The organism is Vibrio hepatarius (assembly GCF_011806575.1).
GTDB classification, from domain to species: domain Bacteria; phylum Pseudomonadota; class Gammaproteobacteria; order Enterobacterales; family Vibrionaceae; genus Vibrio; species Vibrio hepatarius_A.
On sequence record NZ_JAATOO010000003.1, the window covers coordinates 62841 to 80029 of the forward strand.

The window sequence follows — 17189 nt, forward strand, 5'->3', positions numbered from 1 at the left end:
AAAGGGCGCAACGTGCGCCCTTTTTTATTGTGTGCTGTTTATTGTTTTCTGAGTATACAGAACTGTTATTTCATATCGCCATAGCGTTCTAAGTACATCACTGTTGCTACCGTGCGAGATGGTACTTTGAGCTTTTTCAATAAGCTTTTCATATGTACCTTAACGGTCGATTCCGAGATAAACAGCGCATCTGCGATCTGTCTATTTCGATAGCCTTTCGCCACCTCACGTAAGATCTGCATTTCTCTATCAGTCAGTTCATCAAATACGTCGGTCGAATGTTCTCTCATTTCCAAGTATTTCTGCACTTCCTGACTGTAAGACTTGGTGCCTGTCAGCGATTGTTTTAATAGATCCACCAGCTCATCAGGCTCTGTATCTTTCAGTAAGTATCCGTCAGCCCCTGCTTTAACGATGGCTTCAATATCCGCCGGACTGTCAGAGACCGTTAGAATAACAATCGAAGCATCACAACCATCTGCGCGTAACGCGTTAAGTGTATCGAGTCCGGACATGCCTTTCATATTAAGATCAAGCAGGATCAAATCTGGTTGCAACTCGTGGTTCAACGCAACGGCGTCTGCGCCATTACTTGCTTCTGCAACCACTTCAAATTCGTCTTCGAAACTGAGTAGTTGATTGATTCCCCGTCTCATCAATGGATGATCATCCACCAGCAGTACTTTATATTCGCTCAACGTTTACTTCCTTAGTCTTCGGGTATTCTAATAGTACTTGGCAACCTTCACCCGTTTGGCTCGTTACACTTAGGTTGCCGTTTAATCTAGATGCGCGCTCTTGCATGATGCTCAACCCATAATGGTTGAGTTTCTCGTTTTGTTTATCAAAGCCAACACCATCATCAATCACAGAGACAGTAACCTTATCTTCGGTCTCTTGGCATCGAATCGCTATCTTTGTCGCGTTGGCGTGTTTAATCGCATTAATGGTCGCCTCTCTAATTAACTGTAGTAGATGCACTTGTTGGTTGGCATCTAACTCAATCGACGAGAGCTCATTATTCAGTTCAATCTTCGCTTCAGTTTGTTCGCCCAATTGCTCAGTCATTTCATTCAAAGCAGAACCAAAACTGCCTTCAGTAATCGACAAACGGAAAGTTGTTAGCAGCTCACGCAACTGAGTATATGCAGAAGACAACCCTGTATCTAATTCCGCGAGAATCGGCGTTGTCTTTTCCAATTGATTGGATTCCGGCAGTTTAGCCATTCCTCTTTTAAGCAGTGAAACCTGAATCTTTAGATAAGACAACGATTGAGCGAGAGAATCATGCAATTCTCGAGCGATCGTCGCCCTTTCTTCCATCAGCAGCAACTGCTCGGCCTGACGCTGTGCTTGATTGTAATACACGGCGCGAGACAATATTTGAACGAAGTTATCAATCAAGGCTTGGTCTGGGCACGGCAAATTCACTTTCCAATAAAGCGTACCGAGCTCTATCCCATCAAGTGACAAAGCTTTACTTTGGCAGTTATCACCGCATTTAGTGCACTGACCGCCTTCAGTAAGAATCAGTGGTTTTTCGCCCTCGGCAGTGATTTCCAGTTTGGCCGCCACAATACCTTCTAAGCTCACAATATGTTTCAGGATGGCTTCAAAGTTGTCGTGGGTGATTCGAGAAACAGTCAACTCTTGCGAAGATTTGTAAAGCACCTTCAACGAATCATTCGCGTGCTGGAGCTTCTGTGTTTTCTCGTTAACGGCCTTTTCCAATCCGCGATACAGTTTGCCAAGTTCCGCAGCCATGTCGTTAAATGTTTGTGTCAGTATGCCCATTTCATTTTCTGAGGACACATTCAATTCAACATCAAAAGAGCGTGATTGGATCTGTTGACTCGCTGAAACCAACGAGTTAAGCGGCTTAACGATCTGCTTACGAATATAATGAACGACGAACATGCTGACAATCAGGATGCCACCTAAACCAAGACCACCCACCCAAGCGAGTTTAATGAGCTTCTGCTCTGAAAAGTTCTGTAACTTAAACACAAACGCATCGATTTGCTGAACGAATTCTGCCACCAGCTCAAGGTACATTTCTCGGTCTTGGCTTTTTAAAACGTGTTTTAGCTCATGCCAACGGATAATCAGCATGTAGTAATCATTCGTAATGTCTTTTGGTACGGTCCAACTTTGCAATGCTTTCATCGACGGCGAATAAATCGAGCGTTCAAACATCACAATATGGTCGGTGTAATCGGCCGACGAAGACTGAATATCGTGCGCCAATCGATAGCTTTGCATACGCATCGAACCGGCTACGTTGACTGCCTCTGCATCGTTTAAGCTTGAAGCCAAAGTAATGATCGCGAAGCTTGTTGTCGCCAACGACAAAGCGAGGATTAAACCCATCGCCTTTGCCACTGTACTTGTGACCGATCTCTTAACAAACTTTAACACTGCTTCACCATGCTTAACCGCTTCTTCGCCTTTATTAATACTCTTATTAACCGGCTGGCACAATATGTGATCAAACCATCCGGAATTTATTGATCTAAAACAAGAACTACTGGTAATTAACCCCTAAGGGGTATTTATACAAATATGTCAAAACTTACAATTTATATGAGCTTAAATGACAGTTTATTAATAGGAACTGTGAACTATGCTTAGTTCAGGTTCTTAAAATTTGGATTACACAGTGATCGACATATCCAGACGGCGTTTTTTTTCGCGTACTCGAGTAGACGAATCGGCAGTCCGATTGCCTTGGTTAGCTAACCCTGCGCAGTTTACTGACTTATGTACCCGATGCGGAAAATGTGCCGACAAATGTGAAACGAAGATAATCACAAAAGGCGATGGGGGCTTCCCTAGCGTCGATTTTAATATTGATGAATGCACCTTTTGTTATCAGTGCGCAGATGTTTGTCCTGAGTCACTGTTTCTTGCTAAAGCAGACGCACCATGGCATGCAAAAGCGACGATTAATGATAGCTGCTTAGCGAAACAAAATGTTGAATGCCGCAGTTGTGGTGACGCCTGCGAAGCAATGGCGATTCGATTCAAATTAGAAATAGGTAAAGTCGCCCAACCAGATTTAGACCTTGATGAATGTAATGGCTGTGGCGCATGCGTTTCGGTATGCCCAACTTCATCCATCAATGTGAGCAATTTAAACAATAACGGAAGATAACTATGTCACTTAACGAAGTGCATATTTCTAGCTTAGTGGTTCATGTTTCACCTGAGCACTTAGACGAAATTAAACCTCAAATTGAAGCATTCGAAAATGCAGAGATTTATGGCGATAGCCCAGAGGGAAAAATTGTCGTGGTTCTGGAAACAGAAAATCAGGGATTCATTACCGATACCATTGACGCGATTAACAATTTACCGAACGTTTTGAGCACAGTTCTGGTTTACCACCAAATCGAAACTGAGCTGAATGACGAATCGAACAATAAAGACACTGGAACCGAACATTCCCAAACCGAGGGTGAAGTATGAAGATGACAAGACGAGCGTTTGTGAAAGCAAACGCAGCAGCATCAGCTGCGGCAGTAGCGGGCGTTACCCTGCCAGCTTCTGCAGCGAACCTGATCGCGAGCTCAGACCAAACTAAAATTACATGGGACAAAGCGCCTTGTCGTTTCTGTGGTACAGGGTGTTCTGTTCTTGTTGGTACACAAAATGGCAAAGTGGTTGCGACTCAAGGCGACCCAGAAGCTCCAGTAAACAAAGGCCTTAACTGTATCAAAGGCTACTTCTTATCTAAGATCATGTACGGTCAAGACCGTTTGACTCAGCCACTGCTTCGTATGCGTGATGGTCAGTACGACAAAGAAGGCGACTTCACTCCAGTTTCTTGGGATGTAGCTTTCGATACTATGGCTGAAAAATGGAAAGAAGCACTGAAGAAGAAAGGCCCGACTAGCGTTGGTATGTTCGGCTCTGGTCAATGGACCGTAATGGAAGGTTACGCTGCGGCTAAAATGATGAAAGCGGGTTTCCGCTCGAACAACATCGACCCTAACGCACGTCACTGTATGGCATCTGCGGTAGGCGCATTCATGCGTACTTTCGGTATCGATGAACCAATGGGTTGTTATGACGACTTCGAGAACGCAGATTCATTCGTTCTTTGGGGTTCGAACATGGCAGAAATGCACCCTGTTCTTTGGACTCGTATTACTGACCGTCGCCTAAGTCACCCACATGTTAAAGTTAACGTGCTGTCGACTTACTACCACCGTTCTTTTGAGTTAGCGGATTCTGGCTACATCTTCACTCCGCAAACTGACTTGGCGATCGCGAACTTCATTGCAAACTACATCATCCAAAACGATGCAGTTAACTGGGACTTCGTTAACAAACACACTAACTTCAAGCAAGCGACAACCGATATCGGTTACGGTCTGCGTGATGACGATCCCCTACAAAAAGCAGCAGCTAACCCTAACTCGGGTGCGATGTCTGACATCAGCTTTGAGCAATACAAAGCATCTGTTGCGCCTTACACGGTAGAAAAAGCGTCAGAGATGTCGGGGGTTTCTCAAGAGAAGCTCATCGAACTCGCGAAACAGTACGCTGATCCAGACAGAAAAGTGATGTCACTTTGGACTATGGGTATGAACCAACATACTCGTGGTGTTTGGATGAACAGCTTGATTTACAACATCCACTTGTTAACTGGTAAAATCGCAACTCCAGGTAACAGCCCGTTCTCACTAACAGGCCAACCTTCAGCTTGTGGTACTGCACGTGAAGTCGGTACATTCTCACACCGTCTACCAGCAGATATGGTTGTTGCTAACCCTAAACACCGTAAGATCGCAGAAGGCATCTGGAACATTCCTGACGGCGTAATTCCGCCGAAGCCGGGCTTCCACGCTGTTGTTCAAGACCGTATGTTGAAAGACGGTAAGCTAAACGCTTACTGGGTAATGTGTAACAACAACATGCAAGCGGGTCCAAACATCAATACGGAACGTCTACCTGGTTACCGTAACCCAGAGAACTTTATCGTATGTTCTGACCCATACCCTACTGCGACTGCACAAGCCGCGGATCTTATTCTTCCAACAGCAATGTGGATTGAAAAAGAAGGTGCTTACGGTAACGCAGAACGTCGTACTCAAGCTTGGTATCAACAAGTAGGAACGGTTGGCGAGTCGAAGTCAGACCTTTGGCAGATTATGGAGTTCTCTAAACGCTTCAAGATGGAAGAAGTGTGGACAGAAGAACAACTTGCTGCAGCGCCTCAATACCGCGGCAAAACTATGTATGACATGCTGTTTGCTAACGGCACAATCAACAAGTTCCCAGTTGAAGAAGCGCGTGATTTGAATGATGACTCACACCACTTCGGCTACTACGTACAAAAAGGTATTTTCGAAGAGTATGCACAGTTTGGTCGCGGTCACGGTCACGACTTAGCACCGTACGATCGTTACCACGAAGTGCGCGGTTTACGTTGGCCAGTTGTTGAGGGCAAAGAAACATTATGGCGCTTTAAAGAAGGCTCTGACCCGTACGCGAAGAAAGGTTCAGGTTGGGACTTCTACGGTAAACCAGATGGTAAAGCACTGATCATCTCAGCACCATACGAAGCACCACCAGAATCTCCAGATTCAGAGTTCGATCTATGGCTATGTACAGGTCGTGTTCTTGAGCACTGGCACACAGGTACTATGACTCGTCGTGTACCAGAACTATACAAAGCGGTTCCTGATGCAGTGTGTTACATGCACCCTGCTGACGCGAAAGCGCGTGGCGTTCGCCGTGGCGAAGAGGTTGTTATTGCTAACAAACGTGGTGAAGTCCGAGTTCGTGTTGAAACTCGTGGCCGTAACCGTCCACCTCAAGGCTTGGTATTCGTACCATTCTTTGACGCACGCATCTTGATCAACAAATTGATCCTCGACGCTACTGACCCGCTGTCTAAACAGACAGACTTCAAGAAGTGTCCAGTTAAGATCACCAAAGTTGCTTAATGAGAATGCGATGGTCGCCTGAAATATGGCGACCAATCAAAAGAATTTAGCCATAAGGCGGAGAATGTAAAATGAAAAAATTACTTGTTGCACTATTATCTGTTGGTGCGCTGTTAAGTGGTAGTGTACTGGCTGAACTAGACAACCCAGGTGGCACAGGTGGATTAGAATCTCTACGTGGTGCGACTGAGCTTGAAGATACTCGCCCTGCTGATGACTTCAAGAAGTACCCACGCGAACAAGTGTTAGATACAAGCTTTGTATACCAACCACCTCTTATCCCGCATAACATCCGCGGCTACGAAGTGTCGTTGAACGCGAACAAATGTCTGTCTTGCCACAGCTGGAAAAATGCGAAAGAAATGGGCGCAACTAAAATCAGTGTGACTCACTACGTTAACCGTGAAGATGCGGTATTGTCAGACGTATCACCACGTCGTTACTTCTGTTTACAGTGCCATGTTCCACAAGCAAACGCTAAGCCGCTTATTAAGAACAACTTTGAAGCTGTTGACTCACTTAAATAACCGTTTGTAAGAGGCTAACTATGAAACTATTAAAAGCGTTTTGGAAGCGGCTGACGAGTCCGAGTAAAGCAGCGGTCGGTGTTGTACTCTTTATGGGCTTTGCTGGTGGTCTTCTATTCTGGGGCGCATTTAACACGGGTATGGAAGCAACCAACACCGAAGAATTCTGTTCTGGTTGTCACGCACCTATTGTTGCCGAGATCCAAGAGACGATTCACTACTCTAACCGCTCAGGTGTTCGCGCAATTTGTTCAGATTGTCACGTTCCTCATGAATGGACAGATAAGATCGTTCGTAAAGTTCAGGCTTCGAAAGAGCTGTTTGCCCACTTTATCGGTACTATCGATACGCAAGAGAAGTTCCAAGCACGTCGTGCTCACCTTGCCGAGCGGGAATGGTCTCGATTGAAGAAGAACGATTCACTGGAATGTCGTAACTGTCACCAGTTTGAGTACATGGACTTCTCCGAGCAAGGTGAACGTAGTGCAAAACAACACTCAACTGCCCTAGCATCTGGTGAGAAAACCTGTGTAGACTGTCACAAAGGCATCGCACATAAACTGCCAGATATGCAAGGCGTTGAAGGCTGGCAATAAGGAGCTATAGATGAGTACATTAGAATCGATCATTTGGCACGTACTCGGCTACAGTGCTATGCCAATTATTATTCTATCTGGTTTCGCGGTAGTTGCAGTATTCTCACTGTGGATTCTGTCTCTGGGTAAAGACAAAGAAGTTAAGTAATTCTCCCTTTACTTAGAGCTGCACCGTTTTAACGACTAAAAAGCCACCGAAGATTCGGTGGCTTTTTGTTTAAGCTCGTTTAGGCTTCTGGATAACCTTGCGGGTTGTTTGACTGCCAACGCCAAGTATCTTCCGTCATTTGTTCAAGAGTGCGCTCCGCTCGCCATTCTAGCTCTTTCATCGCTTTTGCTGGATCGGCCCAACACTCCGCAATATCACCAGGACGACGATCAACGATTTGGTATGGCACTTGTTTACCTGACGCAGATTCAAACGCTTTAACCATCTCTAGAACACTGTATCCATTACCTGTACCCAAGTTATAAACGTGCAAACCGTCCTTACGCCCTACTTTCTGTAACGCCGCAACGTGACCATCAGACAAGTCCATCACATGGATGTAATCACGCACACCAGTACCGTCTTTTGTTGGGTAATCACTACCAAACACAGACAGGAACTCACGACGACCAACTGCAACCTGTGACACAAATGGCATCAAGTTGTTTGGAATGCCTTGCGGATCTTCACCAAGCTCGCCAGACGGATGAGAGCCAACAGGGTTGAAGTAGCGCAGCAGCGTAATGCTCCACTCAGGGTTCGCTTTATGGAAGTCAGTCAGACACTCTTCAACCATCAGTTTGCTACGACCGTAAGGGTTAGTTGCGCTGGTTGGGAAGTCTTCTGTAATTGGCACTGAAGCAGGATCGCCATAAACCGTCGCCGATGATGAGAAAACAAGAGTTTTAACGCCCACTTCACGCATTGCATCCACAAGTACTAAAGTGCCGTGAACGTTATTGTCGTAGTATTCCAATGGTTTCGCTACCGACTCACCTACCGCTTTGAGACCAGCAAAGTGAATCACAGCTTCGATGTTGTGTTGTTTCAGTACTTCAACCAGCACCGCTTTATCGCGAATATCACCTTGGATAAAAGTCGGTCTTACACCTGATACTTTTTCAATTCGGTCAAGAACCGTTTTCTTGCTGTTGTATAGATTGTCAAAAATTACAGGAGTCATTCCCGCTTGAATCATTTGAATGGAAGTATGACTACCAATGTAACCCATACCGCCAGTAACCAAGACGTTCATTTGTTATAACCTTTTGAATAAATTGATTTAATGTTAGCGAACCTAGCGCGAGAAATATAGCGCAAAAGTGAGACAATACCAAACGTCATCGTTTAATCACAAAACGACTCTTACCATCATTCTTCGCCTGATACATCGCCAGATCCGCTCGCTTAATGATCGTTTCCATCGATTGCTCTGGCTCATCTACATAGGTTACACCAACACTGACACCCACATTCAAAATTTGGTTGCGGTATACGATATCTTCTCTGATCACTTTCACTATGCGTTCAGACAATGGGGTCAGCGCCTCTTTATCTATCGATCTAACAAACACGACGAACTCATCGCCTGAAAGACGAGCGACCAAATCTTGGTTTCCAACCTGAGCCACCAAACGCTGCGCCACTTGCTTGAGGACTTCGTCTCCCGCGTCATGACCAAAACTGTCATTCACTTGTTTAAAGCCATCAAGGTCTAAGTAGAACAGTGCCCAGCCAGACGCGTCGTCTTGGTCCTGCTTTAACGTTTCGTCTAACACTCGATATAACTGAGCACGGTTTGCGACCCCAGTTAACGAGTCATGGTGCGCCAAGTACTCGAGTCGCTCCATTTCTTTGATGCTAGATAGGTCAGACAGGATAAAAACATAATCATATTGATTGTCAGACTGCGCGGTTTTGATGCGAGAAACCTTGGCGAACATTGGTACTTTCTTTCCGTTGCAGTCTTTCTCCCACACCTCACCTTGCCATTGTCCAAACTGGATAACGGATTCTTTAATCGCAGGCATCAGAGAACGGAACTGCTGCCAGTCAAACACTTGTTCGGGCATTTTACCTAACAAGCTTTCTTGAGGGTAACCGAGAAGCTCTGTGAGCGCTGGGTTTACCATAGTGATGACGTCAGATTCGTTAGTCACCATCAAGCCGTCTTGGCTATTTTCAAATACGCCAGCGGCCAATCTTTGGCGACTTAATGCTGCCTCCACTTCGGTAATATCTTGTATCGCAAAAAGGAACTGTTCACGCTTGGTGAGCTTAGTACAAGTAATTTGCAGCAATTGAGGTTGGTCGAAGATATCTTTTGTCCAAATCTGTTCATCAGTAAATTCTAAGTTATTCTCCAACGCATTCTTAATAAAACGGCGGTTATCGTCATACATCAAATCAACCAAATTCGCTCCCTGACAAATGACACTTGAGCATTTGAACACGCTACATACAGCCGCATTATAAAGCCTCACTTCCCCGCTTGGCTCTACAACGATAAGCGCATGTTTAACCATTTCTACCACTTCATTCGCAAATGACTTTTCTGCCTCTAATTTATCTAGCGTATACGCCACCTGCTGGTCACGTTGGTTTAGTCTCTGCAACATAGTGTTAAACGCTCGAACCAAATCGCCAATTTCATCGTTAGCTGAACTTTCAATACTCACGCCCTTTTGTTGGCGATTGATATAATTGCGCATGCCCAGATTTAAGCTGTGCAGCGGCCGTACGATGAACTTATCAACGGCTAAATACAATACGCTGCAACCAATGATGAGTAAGAACAGAAAGATCACCCCATTCGTCAGCGCTGAATTGTACAACTGCTGGAATGAGTCTTTTGATACGGTGATGCTCATTTCCGCGATAGTTTCTTGTTCGACTTGTACAGGGACGACCAAGAAGATGAAGTCTTCACCGACCGCAAAGTGTTGTTTCGCGATGACTTTACGTTGAGATTCCGTTGGTGTCGGTATTGCATTGCCTTGCTGCTGGTATTCAGCAAATAACTGCTTGTCTGACGAATACAGTTTTACAGAAACAATATCGTTGTCTGCAGAGAATGCATCTAACACTTCAGCTGCGCTCAGACGGTCATCAAACAAAATGGCGGCTTGTAGGTTGTAAGCAACACCTTTAGCCAGCACGCTGACACGATCGATTAAGTTATCTTTCTGCGTCTCGTAAGTGCTGAAAAACGCGTACCCCTGCGACGTAAAAAAGATCATCGCTGCAAACATGATGATTGGCAGGATCAGTTTGCTTTTTAGCGGCATATTACTGAGAAGCTTCATTGTCGCCTCCCTCAATATTTGAAACACGTAAAAAGTTAGATGAAATCGAGTAAGCACCGATGTTATCTAGGTTGACTCTTGGTTTAATTCGCCCATTACTTATGTTCAGTTCGATAGCACCGCCATAGTTGGTAAAATTATCCATATCACTAATAGATACCGTTCTTCGATGTGAGTCTGAATCGGTAGGTAAGTTATCCAATTGCGATATAAACAAGATATGGCAGTCTTCGTCGGCAACCCTGATTGGCTTATTGCGGACCTGTTTGTCTTGAGTTATCTCAGTAAGGATCTGTCTAATTGGCTGATTGTCGGGTACACAGATGTTCACTTGCGTCATCAGTGAATCCTGTTCCCAGTGGATAAAGTTGGCAATACGATAGATATAGACGGCTTTAACTTGCTCAGGAGTAAATTTCGCCAACGCTTGGAACGATATACCTGCCAAAATCAGAAATGTACCGGCGATCGTTAGCTTAAAACTCATGAGACAACCTTACGAAATAAAGTTGTTCGTTCGGATATAGGCTCCAAGAGTCATACAGTTCTTCAGCAAATACCTTCTGCGCAATAATTTCTATGGTCGGCGATTGCTCATTCATCTGCCAACCTAAGCGCGTATCTACCGTGAAATGTGGCTTTAGCTCATCCAATACGTCATTAATTGGGTCGTCTAAGTACTCAATATCGTTGTAACGCACAATGAAGTCCCATTGCCATGAACGGCTAATGTCCCAAACACTCTGGAGACTTGCCATATGCTGCTTAGGTAACGACAAATAGCTTTCGGCTTCTCCATTGGACAAGCTACCACCTTGCCATTTTGCATCGACGGTTAGATAACTGTAGGTTGCGTACAAACTCAGATGATCATTAAATGCATAACGCGATGCTAGCTCCACACCTTTCGTACTCGCGTCATAGTCGTCATTGGTGAAGCAGAACCTCAGATGCTCATAGCCAACAATTGTGAAAGACGTATTGCAGTCTTGAGCGCGTATATTTTTATGGCGACTGTAAAATGCGGTCACATCCAGTTCAAACGATGGAGATGGCTGGAATCGATACCCAGCTTCGTAAGTCCAAACCGACTCAGTATCCAACTCACGGTTGGGCATAGTAAGAAAAGTTAAGCCATAAAGCTCTCCGCCAATTTCCTCGGTGCCTACCCACTGTTGGATTGCGTTTGAGTTCATATAGGATGGTGAAACCACTCCACGACCAACACCTACCCATCCGCTATGTTCAGGTGTAAATTGATAAAGCATACGCGCTTGTGGTGCTAGTTCGGTCTCGCCGTTCTGTTCGAAGTGTTCTGCTTTTAGTCCCAACACCGAACTGAGTTTATCTGTCCATTGGTAATCAGATTGAACAAACACGTTGGCGATATAGTCATCTGCTCCGTCGATATCGTACATACGCAGATACATTGAAGGTTTATAGAGATCAGTATCCAACCAGTGCGAGCCAAACTCCATATCGACATACCGGTAGCCAGCCCCAAGCAACAGCTCATGGCGCTCACTCAACTTAGCAAGATAATTAACCTCAATATCAAGCGTGGTGTACTTGCCAGGCGCTTCTAACGACTCATCATCAACATGGTCGACCCAAAGGCTGGTATTGAGCTTATCGCCCGATTCAAGTGTCTTAGAATAAGTAAACTGTGCATAAGCACTCGACGTTTTGTAGTCGCGCGTTCCGGCGTCAAATTCGATTGGCGAGTAGTACGGATCATTTGGATCGTATTCGACCAAATTGAAATACTCTTTAGTGCTGGTTTTTGTTCCGCCAGCGCGTACCGCCCACGAATCATTTTCAACCACAATTCCTGCGGAATCGGTACGCCAATGATCGGCATGGTGCGACAAATAATTGGGATTATTGCGGGTTTTGAAGAAAGCGCGTGCTGAAACACCACTTTCGGTTTGGAAACCTTGTCGTATCGAAACATCGTACGCGTCATAACGCCCACCAGTCGCAGACAAGTAAGTGCCTTGTGTTTCAGATGCGGGTTTGGTGATGATGTTGATAACGCCATTGGCAGCATTGCCACCCCATACCGCCCCACTTGGTCCTCGCAGTACTTCAATTCGGTCTATATCTGCCAAGATATAGTCTAGAGTGCTCCAGTACACGCCGCCATAGATTGGACTATAAACACTGCGACCATCGACCATGACCAACATCTTGTTGTACAGACCATCATGGAAACCACGAGATGAAACATGGAAAGAGTTTTCATTCCATTTAGAAAAGTAAATGCCAGGCACTAGCGACAATGCTTCCGCTATTGTTGACGCCCCGCTACGTAAGATGCGCTCTCCACTTAGTACATATACCGACGCAGGGATATCTGAAAGTTTTTGTTCAAACTTTGAAGCGGTTTCCATCGTGATGTCTAACATCGACAGCTCTTCTAAGCTCATCGACATTAATTCATCTAGACTATCATTGGCAGATGCAATGAATCCCGTTAAGCAAAGGGACGAAAACAGTATGGAGTGCCTAAACATTCATATTCCTAGCTATATTAGCAGCTGCTATTATTCCACTTATCAATAAAAATAGATATATGGAACGGCATATTTTTATTGAATTCTTAATCAAATAATGAAACCGATCACTGTTTGATTTTGCCTTTTGAAACATCTTAATAACATGATGATTAAAGAGTTTTCATTTAATGAAAAAGAATCGAATCAATTTAAATTGTGATATGGGTGAGAGCTTTGGTCATTGGAAAATGGGTAACGACGCCGCGGTCATGCCTTACGTTGATCAAGCCAGCATCGCGTGTGGGTTTCACGCCTCAGACCCTGTCATCATGGTCAAAACCATAAAAATGGCGCTCAAGCACGACGTTCAAATTGGTGCTCACCCAAGCTATCCAGACTTGCAAGGTTTCGGCCGCCGTAGCATCCCGCTCACAGCGGAAGAAATCTGCAATATGGTGATTTACCAAGTCGGTGCATTGAAGGCGCTGTGTGAGAGCGTTAATGCTGAGCTGAGCTACATTAAACCTCACGGCGCACTGTACAACGATATGCTCAAAGACCTTAATATCTTTGAAGCCGTTGTCGATGCCGTATCTTGCTTTAATGTTCCGTTAATGATGCTGGCAATTGCAGATAAGCAGGAATGGTTAGATATCGCCGACAACTACGATGTACCGCTACTTTATGAAGCGTTTGCCGATCGCCGCTATTTGAGTTCGGGACAACTCGCTCCACGTAACCTACCCGGCTCAGTGATCACCGACGAAGATGATATCTTGGATCAAATCACCCAAATTGCGAAATACGGAAAAGTTCGCACGCTCGACGGTTATACCGTATCACTCGAAGCCGATACCATTTGTGTGCATGGCGACAACGAAGACGCCATACAAATGATTGAACGCATACGCGAGACATTAAACAGGGAGGAATAACTTTGGATATAGAGACAACGATCGATCCCGTCGCCGAGTGTTCAGTACTCATACGATTTGAAGCTGAACCTAGCCCCCGACTATCTTGGGTAATTGGCGAAATAAGCCTCTATCTAAGGAATCAACTTGGCTCTTGGATAATGAATGTTACCCCCTCATTCAATTCTATTCTGATTGACTACCTTCCGCACCGAGTCTCTATTTTCGAATTTGTTCCTTATCTAGAAAAGATCGTCACAGAGGCGCTTGAACATCTGCCCAACCAACCTGAATGCGAGCACATTGAATTGCCCGTTTATTATCATCAAGACGTCGGCCCTGACTTAGAAACTTACCTAGCCAAAGGTTTAAGCCTTGAAGATGTCATTGCTCTACACAGCGAGCAAGAATATACCGTTGGCGCGATTGGATTCACGGCTGGGTTTGCTTTCCTGACTAATGTAAAAGATAAACTCAGATTACCTCGCAAATCATCACCACGGTTAAAGGTACAAAAAGGCAGCGTTGCGATCGCGAATCACCAGACAGCAATATACCCGAGTGAGTCTCCCGGCGGTTGGAACATTATTGGTAACTGTCCAGTCACCATATACAACCCAAACGGCTCTCCTGTCTTGCCTTTCTCTATCGGTACTAAGGTCAAATTCAAACCGATTGATAGAACAACTTTCCTTGAGTTGGGCGGCGAAATTTCGGAGGGATGGCAATGAGCAACATCGCGAGTATTACTGTGGTCAAACCCGGCCAACAAACTCTGTTACAAGATTTCGGCCGTTTCGGTTTGGCGCATCTTGGTATTACGCAAGGCGGTCCTGTCGATGACTACGCTTATAGTTGGGCTAATCATTTGTTGGGTAACTCGACCAGTTGCCCTTGTTTAGAAATCACTTTAGGCCAGGCTGAGTTTGCGATTAATGATGATTGTGAACTGGCAATCGCTGGTGGCGACCTCAACGCAAAATTGGACGGTGTTGCGCTGACAAACTGGTGTACATTCGCAGCAAGAAAAGGACAGACACTGACGTTTGGCTTACCCAAAAACGGCCTGCGTAGTTATCTGGCGATTAAACATGGTTTTCAGGCCAATTATCAACTTGGCAGTTGTTCTGCAGTGACTCGCGATCAATTGGGTGGTCTGCATAAAGGCGAACCATTAAAAGCAAAAGATGAGCTGTTCTTTTCTGCTCATGAGGTGAGAGAAAAGCCAATACAAATGACCTTTCGCTTTAAACCGGATTACAACCTCACGCTCGAACTCAGAGTGATCGAAGGCTATCAGGTTGAAGATTTTTCGCCTGCGCAGCTTGAGCGCTTTTATCAGCAAGAGTTCGAAGTCAGTCAGTTTGTCGATCGTATGGGTTATCGCTTGTGTGGTGGGAAAGTCGCTCCACCTAACAAAGAGTACTTGAGTGAGGGTATTGCTCTCGGTTCAATTCAAGTGCCTCCCAATGGAGAACCGATCGTATTGCTTAACGATCGTCAGACTATTGGTGGGTACCCAAAACTGGGTTGCGTCGCGCGTATTGATCTACCGAGACTGGCGCAAGCAAAACCCGGTCAGAAAGTACGATTTGTTCGTGGCGACCTGCTCGGACTGCAAGACGTTTGGTGCCAATGGGCAAAATACTTTGGTTACTAGGGTTTAGCGATTAGAAAAATGGCCCTGCATGGGCCATTTTTTATTGATGTACTTCACCGTAATATTGTGCAAGTTCTGGCGGGTAACTGCGTTCAACGGCGATTTCCGTCGCTTTCTCTTCGATGCTTTGTTCACTCAGCGACATACTCACTGGATGTAAGCTTTCTATTGATTCTTGGTGGTATTGGTGTAGATGCCATTGTGTGACGATCTTCATCGCGGCTTCAAGGGCAGACGAACCTTTAACCACTTCAATTCGAGCGTAGTGCTCGCCTTCAAAGGTAACGTCTGCGGCGCGAAGCGTTTCATCACTGCCCGGTATTTGCTGCGCACCAAACAGAGGTGTACCGTACTCAACCGCGTGTTGATAATCAGGAACAAAACGCGCCATATGTTCAATTGCGCGTCGGGAACGTTCTACCGCCACCTGATGGTCCCAGCCAGAGGTAATCTTACCTTCCAGTTTAACTGGCAACTTAGGTTGAGATGAATGCTGCGATGAAGCCACCAAACCATCGTCAAACAAAGTAATGTCTTTTGTCATACCGTGGAGTTGGAATACACCATTTGCATACGGAGTTAACTGCGCCATACCATTCGGTGTACCGCGCGGGCCGTGGAAAATCACTTCAGGCCACAGCTCGTTGTACCCCGTCCATTTGGTTACGTATGCCGCTTTAAACTCGACTAAACGACTACGTGGTTTTTCAGCTAAATCATCAATATTGCCGGTTTCGTAGCCACAGGCGTTAACAAGATAGTCGGCGTTAACTTCAACACTCTCGCCTTGTTGATTGACACAAGTGAGTTTCCAACCGCCCTCTTGTTCAACCAGATCGGTTAATTGAGTATTAAGCAGAAGATTGCAGTTTGGCATTTGCTCCAATGCCAACGCTGCAGAAGCTCCGATCCGGAACACGCTCCAGCCCGGTTCTTGAACCACTGCAATTGGGAATCGCAGCATTTCCAGATTGGTATGTTTCGCGAATGGGATCAACCAATCATCAAACGACTTTGGCTGCTCTGGCTGAACTTTATCTTTTAAAGCTTCGATTTCATCTTTGGAATAAAAACGGTAGTAGTCTTCTGGCTCGCCCAACACCTTGTTAGCCGGATCTTGTTCTACCAGCTCTTTGTAGGCGCTCTGAATCGCGATTAGGCGTTCGTATAGCTCTTCAGGTGTCCCACCGTCCAAATAAGGGACCGCAATAATGGTTGGGCGGTTGTTTACCGTATGAGGATACAGGCGAGCAGTATCGATGGACTGCTTTAATAGCTCCAAACATTGCTCGGTTGAGATCTCTCTGTACAAATTTCCACCAGCGTGCAAATGACAGATCGGTGGCCCCGAGACCAAGCTGCTCTTTTTTTCGATAAGAGTGACGTTAAGACCTAGCTCTGTGAAATGGACAGCTGCGGTAGCACCGGCTATACCTCCACCAATGACGGCTATGGAAGATGCTGTGGTTTGACGATTTTCAGACTGCATTTATATGGTTAATCCATTCATTCTAAGTGCATTTTACTGTCTATGGGCTAAGAAGAAAAACACAATTTTTGCAAGGAAAATTAATTGCGTTTTTATGATAAAAAAATGAAAAAAACACTTGACTCAAAAATCGAGATTTCCAGATTTTTACCCAGTGTGAATAAGAAAATTGCTCCACACGTTCACAACACAAGGCTTGTGCCGATTTGTGAGTTATCTACAGGCTGAGTTATCCCAAACTTTATCCACCGATTTTG

16 protein-coding genes are annotated in these 17189 nt (G+C 45.3%); 9 read left to right on the forward strand and 7 right to left on the reverse strand.

Translation table 11 applies throughout. The annotated features are described in order from the left end of the window. Positions 1–65: 65 nt before the first annotated feature. Together HCZ42_RS02985 and narQ are read right to left on the reverse strand one after the other, a co-directional pair. Complete coding sequence (locus HCZ42_RS02985; protein ID WP_167419279.1) at positions 66–698, reverse strand: response regulator; 633 nt, start codon at positions 696–698, stop codon at positions 66–68. Continuing rightward, a complete protein-coding gene (narQ, locus tag HCZ42_RS02990) occupies positions 685–2418 on the reverse strand; it encodes a nitrate/nitrite two-component system sensor histidine kinase NarQ (protein ID WP_167419280.1) in 1734 nt (577 codons plus the stop codon). Before narQ ends, HCZ42_RS02985 begins: the two co-directional genes overlap by 14 nt. A 241-nt stretch (positions 2419–2659) precedes the next feature. On the opposite strand from narQ, the gene napF reads away from it, so the two are divergent. The 6 genes from napF (at position 2660) to HCZ42_RS03020 (ending at position 7225) form a co-directional block, all read left to right on the forward strand. Continuing rightward, the gene (gene napF, locus HCZ42_RS02995) at positions 2660–3154 is read left to right on the forward strand and encodes a ferredoxin-type protein NapF (RefSeq protein WP_167419281.1); all 495 of its coding nucleotides are present in this window, start codon (positions 2660–2662) and stop codon (positions 3152–3154) included. 2 nt (positions 3155–3156) lie between these two features. Further along, complete coding sequence (locus HCZ42_RS03000; RefSeq protein ID WP_167419282.1) at positions 3157–3468, forward strand: chaperone NapD; 312 nt, start codon at positions 3157–3159, stop codon at positions 3466–3468. Further along, a complete protein-coding gene (napA, locus tag HCZ42_RS03005; protein ID WP_167419283.1) occupies positions 3465–5954 on the forward strand; it encodes a periplasmic nitrate reductase subunit alpha in 2490 nt (829 codons plus the stop codon). Before HCZ42_RS03000 ends, napA begins: the two co-directional genes overlap by 4 nt. Positions 5955–6025: 71 nt before the next feature. Continuing rightward, a complete protein-coding gene (locus HCZ42_RS03010; protein ID WP_167419284.1) occupies positions 6026–6481 on the forward strand; it encodes a nitrate reductase cytochrome c-type subunit in 456 nt (151 codons plus the stop codon). Between the two features lie 20 nt (positions 6482–6501). After that, the gene (locus HCZ42_RS03015; protein ID WP_167419285.1) at positions 6502–7077 is read left to right on the forward strand and encodes a NapC/NirT family cytochrome c; all 576 of its coding nucleotides are present in this window, start codon (positions 6502–6504) and stop codon (positions 7075–7077) included. 10 nt (positions 7078–7087) lie between these two features. After that, positions 7088–7225, forward strand: coding sequence for a TIGR02808 family protein (locus tag HCZ42_RS03020; RefSeq protein WP_167419286.1), 138 nt, complete (start codon positions 7088–7090; stop codon positions 7223–7225). A 79-nt stretch (positions 7226–7304) separates the two neighbouring features. On the opposite strand, the gene galE is transcribed toward HCZ42_RS03020, so the two are convergent. The 4 genes from galE to HCZ42_RS03040 all read right to left on the reverse strand — a co-directional run bounded on the left by galE (position 7305) and on the right by HCZ42_RS03040 (position 12887). Further along, positions 7305–8321: a UDP-glucose 4-epimerase GalE gene (gene galE, locus HCZ42_RS03025; RefSeq protein ID WP_167419287.1), complete on the reverse strand. Its 1017-nt coding sequence runs from the start codon at positions 8319–8321 to the stop codon at positions 7305–7307. 85 nt (positions 8322–8406) lie between these two features. Then, positions 8407–10371 carry a sensor domain-containing diguanylate cyclase gene (locus HCZ42_RS03030; RefSeq protein ID WP_167419288.1) on the reverse strand — a complete coding sequence of 655 codons (1965 nt, stop codon included), beginning with the start codon at positions 10369–10371 and terminating at the stop codon, positions 8407–8409. Continuing rightward, positions 10355–10858: a YfiR family protein gene (locus tag HCZ42_RS03035; RefSeq protein WP_167419289.1), complete on the reverse strand. Its 504-nt coding sequence runs from the start codon at positions 10856–10858 to the stop codon at positions 10355–10357. Before HCZ42_RS03035 ends, HCZ42_RS03030 begins: the two co-directional genes overlap by 17 nt. Then, complete coding sequence (locus HCZ42_RS03040; RefSeq protein ID WP_254868881.1) at positions 10848–12887, reverse strand: TonB-dependent receptor plug domain-containing protein; 2040 nt, start codon at positions 12885–12887, stop codon at positions 10848–10850. The genes HCZ42_RS03035 and HCZ42_RS03040 overlap by 11 nt, the downstream gene beginning before the upstream one ends. Positions 12888–13057: 170 nt before the next feature. On the opposite strand from HCZ42_RS03040, the gene HCZ42_RS03045 reads away from it, so the two are divergent. From HCZ42_RS03045 to HCZ42_RS03055, 3 genes are read left to right on the forward strand one after another with little or no spacing between them, the layout of a single operon-like run. After that, complete coding sequence (locus HCZ42_RS03045; RefSeq protein WP_167419290.1) at positions 13058–13804, forward strand: 5-oxoprolinase subunit PxpA; 747 nt, start codon at positions 13058–13060, stop codon at positions 13802–13804. Positions 13805–13806: 2 nt separating this feature from the next. Further along, positions 13807–14514 carry a 5-oxoprolinase subunit B family protein gene (locus HCZ42_RS03050; RefSeq protein WP_167419291.1) on the forward strand — a complete coding sequence of 236 codons (708 nt, stop codon included), beginning with the start codon at positions 13807–13809 and terminating at the stop codon, positions 14512–14514. Further along, positions 14511–15443: a biotin-dependent carboxyltransferase family protein gene (locus HCZ42_RS03055; protein ID WP_167419292.1), complete on the forward strand. Its 933-nt coding sequence runs from the start codon at positions 14511–14513 to the stop codon at positions 15441–15443. The genes HCZ42_RS03050 and HCZ42_RS03055 overlap by 4 nt, the downstream gene beginning before the upstream one ends. Before the next feature lie 40 nt (positions 15444–15483). On the opposite strand, the gene HCZ42_RS03060 is transcribed toward HCZ42_RS03055, so the two are convergent. After that, positions 15484–16932, reverse strand: a complete 1449-nt coding sequence (locus HCZ42_RS03060) for an FAD-dependent oxidoreductase (protein ID WP_167419293.1) — start codon at positions 16930–16932, stop codon at positions 15484–15486. Between the last annotated feature and the right edge of the window lie 257 nt (positions 16933–17189).

What these genes read in the sequence shown, in the direction of transcription:
- galE (WP_167419287.1), bottom strand. Translation starts at nt 8,321, where the DNA reads ATGAACGTCTTGGTTACTGGCGGTATGGGTTACATTGGTAGTCATACT.
- HCZ42_RS03045 (WP_167419290.1), top strand. Translation starts at nt 13,058, where the DNA reads ATGAAAAAGAATCGAATCAATTTAAATTGTGATATGGGTGAGAGCTTT.
- HCZ42_RS03060 (WP_167419293.1), bottom strand. Translation starts at nt 16,932, where the DNA reads ATGCAGTCTGAAAATCGTCAAACCACAGCATCTTCCATAGCCGTCATT.
- HCZ42_RS03020 (WP_167419286.1), top strand. Translation starts at nt 7,088, where the DNA reads ATGAGTACATTAGAATCGATCATTTGGCACGTACTCGGCTACAGTGCT.
- napA (WP_167419283.1), top strand. Translation starts at nt 3,465, where the DNA reads ATGAAGATGACAAGACGAGCGTTTGTGAAAGCAAACGCAGCAGCATCA.
- HCZ42_RS03040 (WP_254868881.1), bottom strand. Translation starts at nt 12,887, where the DNA reads ATGTTTAGGCACTCCATACTGTTTTCGTCCCTTTGCTTAACGGGATTC.
- HCZ42_RS03035 (WP_167419289.1), bottom strand. Translation starts at nt 10,858, where the DNA reads ATGAGTTTTAAGCTAACGATCGCCGGTACATTTCTGATTTTGGCAGGT.
- HCZ42_RS03000 (WP_167419282.1), top strand. Translation starts at nt 3,157, where the DNA reads ATGTCACTTAACGAAGTGCATATTTCTAGCTTAGTGGTTCATGTTTCA.
- HCZ42_RS03030 (WP_167419288.1), bottom strand. Translation starts at nt 10,371, where the DNA reads ATGAAGCTTCTCAGTAATATGCCGCTAAAAAGCAAACTGATCCTGCCA.
- HCZ42_RS03015 (WP_167419285.1), top strand. Translation starts at nt 6,502, where the DNA reads ATGAAACTATTAAAAGCGTTTTGGAAGCGGCTGACGAGTCCGAGTAAA.
- HCZ42_RS03055 (WP_167419292.1), top strand. Translation starts at nt 14,511, where the DNA reads ATGAGCAACATCGCGAGTATTACTGTGGTCAAACCCGGCCAACAAACT.
- HCZ42_RS03010 (WP_167419284.1), top strand. Translation starts at nt 6,026, where the DNA reads ATGAAAAAATTACTTGTTGCACTATTATCTGTTGGTGCGCTGTTAAGT.